The sequence below is a fragment of the Sphingomonas sp. R86520 genome, assembly GCF_042466285.1.
Taxonomy (GTDB): domain Bacteria; phylum Pseudomonadota; class Alphaproteobacteria; order Sphingomonadales; family Sphingomonadaceae; genus Sphingomonas.
Genome location: NZ_JAXHBZ010000001.1, coordinates 1,635,984 through 1,642,500, shown reverse-complemented (window position 1 = coordinate 1,642,500; position 6,517 = coordinate 1,635,984). Strand labels below are relative to the sequence as shown.

Annotated in this window: 2 protein-coding genes, 3 tRNA genes and 2 rRNA genes; 5 read left to right on the top strand and 2 right to left on the bottom strand. The window is 56.9% G+C overall.

The genetic code is table 11. From position 1 onward, the window contains the following. The first annotated feature begins 3 nt into the window (after positions 1-3). The 5 genes from SJY41_RS07495 (at position 4) to SJY41_RS07475 (ending at position 3,988) form a co-directional block, all read left to right on the top strand. A tRNA-Ile gene (locus SJY41_RS07495) sits at positions 4-80 on the top strand. Positions 81-94: 14 nt separating this feature from the next. Further along, positions 95-170, top strand: a tRNA-Ala gene (locus tag SJY41_RS07490). 461 nt (positions 171-631) lie between these two features. Beyond that, positions 632-3,428 (top strand): 23S ribosomal RNA (locus tag SJY41_RS07485). Between the two features lie 256 nt (positions 3,429-3,684). Next, positions 3,685-3,799 (top strand): 5S ribosomal RNA (gene rrf / locus SJY41_RS07480). Between the two features lie 112 nt (positions 3,800-3,911). Further along, positions 3,912-3,988: transfer RNA gene (locus SJY41_RS07475), tRNA-Met, on the top strand. Here the strand turns inward: SJY41_RS07475 and SJY41_RS07470 are convergent. Together SJY41_RS07470 and SJY41_RS07465 are read right to left on the bottom strand one after the other, a co-directional pair. Beyond that, positions 3,945-5,555, bottom strand: a complete 1,611-nt coding sequence (locus SJY41_RS07470; protein ID WP_380784082.1) for a recombinase family protein — start codon at positions 5,553-5,555, stop codon at positions 3,945-3,947. The genes SJY41_RS07475 and SJY41_RS07470 overlap by 44 nt on opposite strands. 130 nt (positions 5,556-5,685) lie before the next feature. After that, positions 5,686-6,453: a hypothetical protein gene (locus tag SJY41_RS07465; RefSeq protein WP_380780450.1), complete on the bottom strand. Its 768-nt coding sequence runs from the start codon at positions 6,451-6,453 to the stop codon at positions 5,686-5,688. Positions 6,454-6,517: the final 64 nt, after the last annotated feature.

Genomic DNA, 6,517 nt, shown 5'->3' with positions numbered 1-6,517 from the left:
TCGGGGCCGGTAGCTCAGGTGGTTAGAGCGCACGCCTGATAAGCGTGAGGTCGTAAGTTCAACTCTTACTCGGCCCACCATCTCGCAGCTTAATGGGGCCTTAGCTCAGCTGGGAGAGCGGTTGCTTTGCAAGCATCAGGTCATCGGTTCGATCCCGATAGGCTCCACCAAGTCGCAGTAGACGAGACGAGGCAGCGAAGCTGCCGCGCACGACTACAAGACCGGCCAGCGCTGCAAAGCGCGCCCACAAGGCGCAGCTTAGCTGCGACTGACGGGCTCGCGGGTGCGACACGCTAACCACATATCCAGGTGATGAAGAGAAACGGTTCGCCGTGCGAGAGCACGGTGATTGGGTCGAGACGACCCGTATTTGACATTGTGAATGGGTTTTTTAAAATCGATGCCGTGAGGTGCTCGATTTTGGGGACGAGGATTGCTTTACGCAGTTCGTGAGCGCTTCGGCGTGAGCGATCTGGACGAGTGGTTCGAGGCTCCAGATATCGACATCATCATATAAAATAATCTGGCTGAGATTATAATCATCCGCACCTGACAAAGGCCAACGCGCACTGCTCTGCCGAGTTGGTGATCCGAAAGGACACCCAGTGATGTCGTTGGTGGTGTGGACTCTCAAGCGTGAGGTAAGGGCAATTCGTGGATGCCTTGGCACATACAGGCGATGAAGGACGTGGCACGCTGCGATAAGCGTCGGTGAGCTGTGAGCAAGCTTTGACCCGACGATTTCCGAATGGGGAAACCCACCTATCCCGATTAATCCAAGCTGTGCGGTAACGCAGGGTATTGGGTTAGTTAGGTTAGGTATCACTTAGCTGAATACATAGGCTTCGTGAAGCGAACCCGGCGAACTGAAACATCTCAGTAGCTGGAGGAAAAGACATCAACCGAGATTCCGTTAGTAGTGGCGAGCGAACGCGGACCAGGCCAGTGCCTGATGGTGAATTAGCAGAAGCTTCTGGAAAGTAGCGCCATAGCGGGTGACAGCCCCGTATGCGAAAATGAAACATCAGGACTCGAGTAGGGCGGAACACGTGAAATTCTGTCTGAACATGGGGGGACCACCCTCCAAGCCTAAATACTCGTATGTGACCGATAGCGAACTAGTACCGTGAGGGAAAGGTGAAAAGCACCCCGATGAGGGGAGTGAAACAGTACCTGAAACGGATTGCCTACAAGCAGTTGGAGGGCTTTTATGGCCTGACAGCGTACCTCTTGCATAATGGGTCTGTGACTTAATGTATCAAGCAAGCTTAAGCCGATAGGTGTAGGCGCAGCGAAAGCGAGTCTGAATAGGGCGCCAGAGTTTGATGTATTAGACCCGAAACCCGGCGATCTAGGCATGACCAGGATGAAGGTGCAGTAACATGCACTGGAGGTCCGAACCGATTAACGTTGAAAAGTTACCGGATGAGTTGTGTTTAGGGGTGAAAGGCCAATCAAGCCGGGAAATAGCTGGTTCTCCGCGAAAACTATTGAGGTAGTGCCTCGCACGAACACCTTAGGGGGTAGAGCACTGGATGGGCTAGGGGGTCGCGAGATCTACCAAACCTAACCAAACTCCGAATACCTAAGAGTGATATGCGGGAGACAGACGGCGGGTGCTAAGGTCCGTCGTCAAAAGGGAAACAGCCCTGACCTACAGCTAAGGCCCCCAAATCGTATCTAAGTGGGAAAGCATGTGGGACTTCCAAAACAACCAGGAGGTTGGCTTAGAAGCAGCCATCCTTTAAAGAAAGCGTAACAGCTCACTGGTCTAAACAAGAGGTCCTGCGGCGAAGATGTAACGGGGCTCAAGATACGTGCCGAAGCTTAGGGTGTGCCACTTATGTGGTACGCGGTAGCGGAGCGTTCCGTAAGCCTGTGAAGCGATCTGGTAATGGGTCGTGGAGGTATCGGAAGTGCGAATGCAGACATGAGTAGCGATAAAGAGGGTGAGATGCCCTCTCGCCGAAAGACCAAGGGTTCCTGCGCAAGGCTAATCCGCGCAGGGTGAGCCGGCCCCTAAGACGAGCCCGAAGGGGGTAGTCGATGGGAACCACGTTAATATTCGTGGGCCTGGTGGTGTGTGACGGATCATGTGTGTTGTCATCCCTTATCGGATTGGGATGGCTTCGAAATGGTTCCAGGAAATAGCCCCACCGTATAGACCGTACCCGAAACCGACACAGGTGGTCAGGTAGAGTATACCAAGGCGCTTGAGAGAAGTGTCCTGAAGGAACTCGGCAAATTGCCTCCGTACCTTCGGAAGAAGGAGGCCCTCACTATGCGCAAGCACTTTGAGGGGGCACAGGCCAGGGGGTAGCGACTGTTTAGCAAAAACACAGGGCTCTGCTAAGTCGGCTTCAAGACGACGTATAGGGCCTGACGCCTGCCCGGTGCCTGAAGGTTAAGTGGAGGGGTGCAAGCTCTGAAATGAAGCCCAGGTAAACGGCGGCCGTAACTATAACGGTCCTAAGGTAGCGAAATTCCTTGTCGGGTAAGTTCCGACCTGCACGAATGGCGTAACGACTTCCCCACTGTCTCCAGGACATGCTCAGCGAAATTGAATTCTCCGTGAAGATGCGGAGTACCCGCGGTTAGACGGAAAGACCCCGTGCACCTTTACTGCAGCTTCAGAGTGGCATTAGGAAGAAACTGTGTAGCATAGGTGGGAGGCTTTGAAGCATCGGCGCCAGCTGATGTGGAGCCATAGGTGAAATACCACCCTGTTTGTTTCTGATGTCTAACCTCGTTCCGTAAGCCGGAACAGGGACCCTCTGTGGCGGGTAGTTTGACTGGGGCGGTCGCCTCCTAAAGAGTAACGGAGGCGCGCAATGGTGGGCTCAGGACGGTCGGAAACCGTCTGTTAGAGTGCAATGGCATAAGCCCGCCTGACTGCGAGACTGACAAGTCGAGCAGAGACGAAAGTCGGTCATAGTGATCCGGTGGTCCCTCGTGGAAGGGCCATCGCTCAACGGATAAAAGGTACGCCGGGGATAACAGGCTGATAACCCCCAAGAGCTCATATCGACGGGGTTGTTTGGCACCTCGATGTCGGCTCATCACATCCTGGGGCTGGAGCAGGTCCCAAGGGTTTGGCTGTTCGCCAATTAAAGTGGTACGTGAGCTGGGTTCAGAACGTCGCGAGACAGTTTGGTCCCTATCTGCCGTGGGCGTCGAAATTTGAGAGGAGTTGACCCTAGTACGAGAGGACCGGGTTGAACATACCTCTGGTGTACCTGTCGTTCCGCCAGGAGCGCAGCAGGGTAGCTATGTATGGACGGGATAACCGCTGAAAGCATCTAAGCGGGAAGCCTCCCTCGAGATAAGATTTCATAGAGCCGTCGGAGACCACGACGTTGATAGATCGGATGTAGAAGTGCGGTAACGCATGGAGCTAACCGATACTAATTGCTCTATTCGCGCTTGAGAGTCTCACACCATCAATGACAACACTGGGGTAACCCAGTTAGCCAACGATAGTGCGGATGATTAAGACGACGCCAGATTGCCAATCCCCTCGCCGTCGAGGGATTGGTCGAATACCACTACACCAGCACTCGGTGTTCCGAGAGGCTGGCTACAAACCATGCACGGTATCGATTTTAAAACCCTCAGGCTTCGCCGAAACGCGAAACCCGAGGGACCCAGATATGAACGCAAACGCATGTCGCACCGGCTCCATTGCCTGGTGGCTATAGCGTCGGTGTCCCACCCGATCCCATTCCGAACTCGGCCGTGAAACCCGACTGCGCCAATGGTACTATCGCTCAAGCGATGGAAGAGTAGGTCGTCGCCAGGCATTGAAGCCCGTGCGACATGCAAAACGCAACATATCCAAAACCCATCACAATGTCTCATACACCCTTTCCCAAACGGGAACTCAAGGGCCATCACCCCAGATGGTGCCCTGTCGCGGGGTGGAGCAGCCCGGTAGCTCGTCAGGCTCATAACCTGAAGGTCACAGGTTCAAATCCTGTCCCCGCAACCAACGCCTTAGAACTACAACCGCCGCCCTCACGGGCGGTGTTGTCGTTTGTGGCAAACGCCAGCAAATCCGACACCTTCGCCACCACCTCTGCCTCCGGACCATGCTCGCCGTGCGGGTAGATCGTCACGCTCTCGATGAGCGTCGCGAGCACAGACGCGGCCTCGGAACGGATAGTCACATCGTCCAAGGACGTCCGGAGCGCGGTGACCTTCTGGCTGAAACGCTCCAGCAGAACCGGATGCGGCAGGATATCCGCGGGTTTGCGCGCCGTCGCGGCGACAGTCTGAGCCGACAGCCGCGCGAGTTCCGCTTCGCGGTGCGAGATCATGTCCATAAGGATGGGACTGACAAGGCCGCCCAGAAGATTTTGCGTGAGGTTGGAAAGCTCCAGCTCGAGCTGTTGACGCCGGACCTGCCCAGCTTCGTCCGCGTGGCCGTCGAGCCTAACCAGCCGCGCTGCCTCTCGCTGGAACTCCTCGACGAAGATTCGCGCGTGTCCCTCCGAAAGGAGGTGACTTTGCAGGATGGCGAGGGTCGCCGTCTCGATGGGTTCCTTGCGAACAGAAATCGTGTTCGTGCAGGTGCCACGTTCCTTTTGGCCGGCGCACCGATAGTAGTCCTTGCCACTTATCGTGTAACTCGACCCGCAGATCGAACATCGGATGAGGCTCGATAGCAGATGCTTTGCGCGCGGCTTGCCCGCCTGAGACGCTGAACTCAGCTGGCGTCGGCGTCGCGTCATTTCCAAACGAGCAGCCTCCCAATCGGCCTCGTCCACCATGCGGAGATCGGGAACGTCGACTTCAACCCATTCCGACGGATCACGTAACCGATAGCGTCGTTCGCGCTGGTCGCTGTCCGGGTTCTTGCGCCATTGCCGACGTCCCCAGACCAGTCTGCCTTCATAAAGCGGGTTGTTGAGAATGCCGACGAGCTTTTTCGGGTCGCCGCGGATCGTGGATGCATTCCACTGGCCACCACGAGGTCCGGGCACGCCTTCTTCATTGAGGCGTGTCGCGATCTGGATAGAAGACAAGCCGGCGGCAAACCAGACAAAAATCCGGCGTACGACCCCCGCCGGTTCCTCATCGATTTCCAGTATGCCCGGGATCACCTCGCCCTTGGCATCGAGTTTGGCGGCACGTTTGTATCCGTAGGCACGCCCTCCGGCGAACCGACCAGCAAGCACGGCTGCCTCCATGCCGCGGATAGTCTTGTCGACCAGATGTTTGAGAAAGATCGTACCGAGCAGGCCTGCGACTGCGAACTTGATCTCGTCGACATGACCCTCGGATACCGTATGCAGCTGGACGCGGTGGTACGCGAGTATCTTGCCAATCCACGCGACATCCTCGGCATCGCGTGCGAGGCGATCGAGGCTTTCGCAGACGATGATGTCGACGACACCGGCCTTTGCGGCCTGAATGATCTTCGTCAGGCCAGGGCGATTTCGCCTGTAGCCCGAGAGCTCAGGATCCACAAAGGTGTCGATGACGACGCCGCCGAGAAGGTTTACCAGCGAGGTGCAGGATGCGACCTGGTCGACGCTGGACGTCGCGGTTTGCATGCTCGTGGAGTGGCGCCCATATACTATGATCCTGGGCTGCGGGTTCGCTTTCACGCTGATCTCCACAATGTGCGAAAGTGACAGGGTTGTGCCGGCTGAGCCAACACAACTCCGTGACAGGGGTTTCGTCTCAGTAGCGAGTTGGAAGGTGCCCCTTGGCCCTAGCGCAGGCGACATCGAGCTCACCGATTTCCTGGTTCGTGAAACCGATCTCGCCAAGCGCCTTTCGAGCGCGAGCCTGCTCCGTCGCCGTACCGACCACCATGCTTTTGAATTCGAGCATGGCCGGTCGGACGGTGACGATTGTGTGTTCGCCGTCCTCGTCAACACGTACGACCGCGCACTCACCGATCTTGCGCAAGCCTGGCGGCAGTGCCTCCATCTCGAACGTGCTTTCGCCGCTTGGGTCGTCTTCTGCAAACACTTCGAACGGCGAGGCGCATGAGACCAGCCATGGATGAGGAAAGCCGCTCATGGACCTGATGTAGCGCATCGCGGTCTCGGGCTTGCCGGCGAGGAGGATGGCACTGTCTCTGCTTACGAAGGTCACCACTTGAAGCAGCGTGCGTAGGCGCTCGATGAGTGAGGCCAGTTTGAGGTTCGGGAGGTTCGTCCAGTCTTCGCGCCGGTGCCACGGGTCGATATCCCCCGTCGGCGACCAGTATGCAGGGCTATGCGTATCGCCCGAGACATTCAAAACCAGGTTCTGCTGCACCTCACCATATTGATCACGAAAGGTCATGACTGGGCCGCGGGGCGAGAGGATCATGTCGAGTCTGCCGGCGTTAGCCAGCTTCCCGGAGAAGCCGTTGCGAGCAGGCTGTAACGTGAAGGTGCTGGGAAGGGCGGCGATGGCAGCCAGGGTTCTGGTTACGTCCGATACTGCAGGGTCGTTCATGGCTTCATATCCTCTCGGTTTGAGTGATGCTGTTCCGCCGCCGCCTGCCGCGCCAGCAGGCGCA

Bases quoted from the DNA above. Each gene is read 5' to 3' on its own strand.
- SJY41_RS07470 (WP_380784082.1), bottom strand. From the start codon at position 5,555: ATGCAAACCGCGACGTCCAGCGTCGACCAGGTCGCATCCTGCACCTCG.
- SJY41_RS07465 (WP_380780450.1), bottom strand. From the start codon at position 6,453: ATGAACGACCCTGCAGTATCGGACGTAACCAGAACCCTGGCTGCCATC.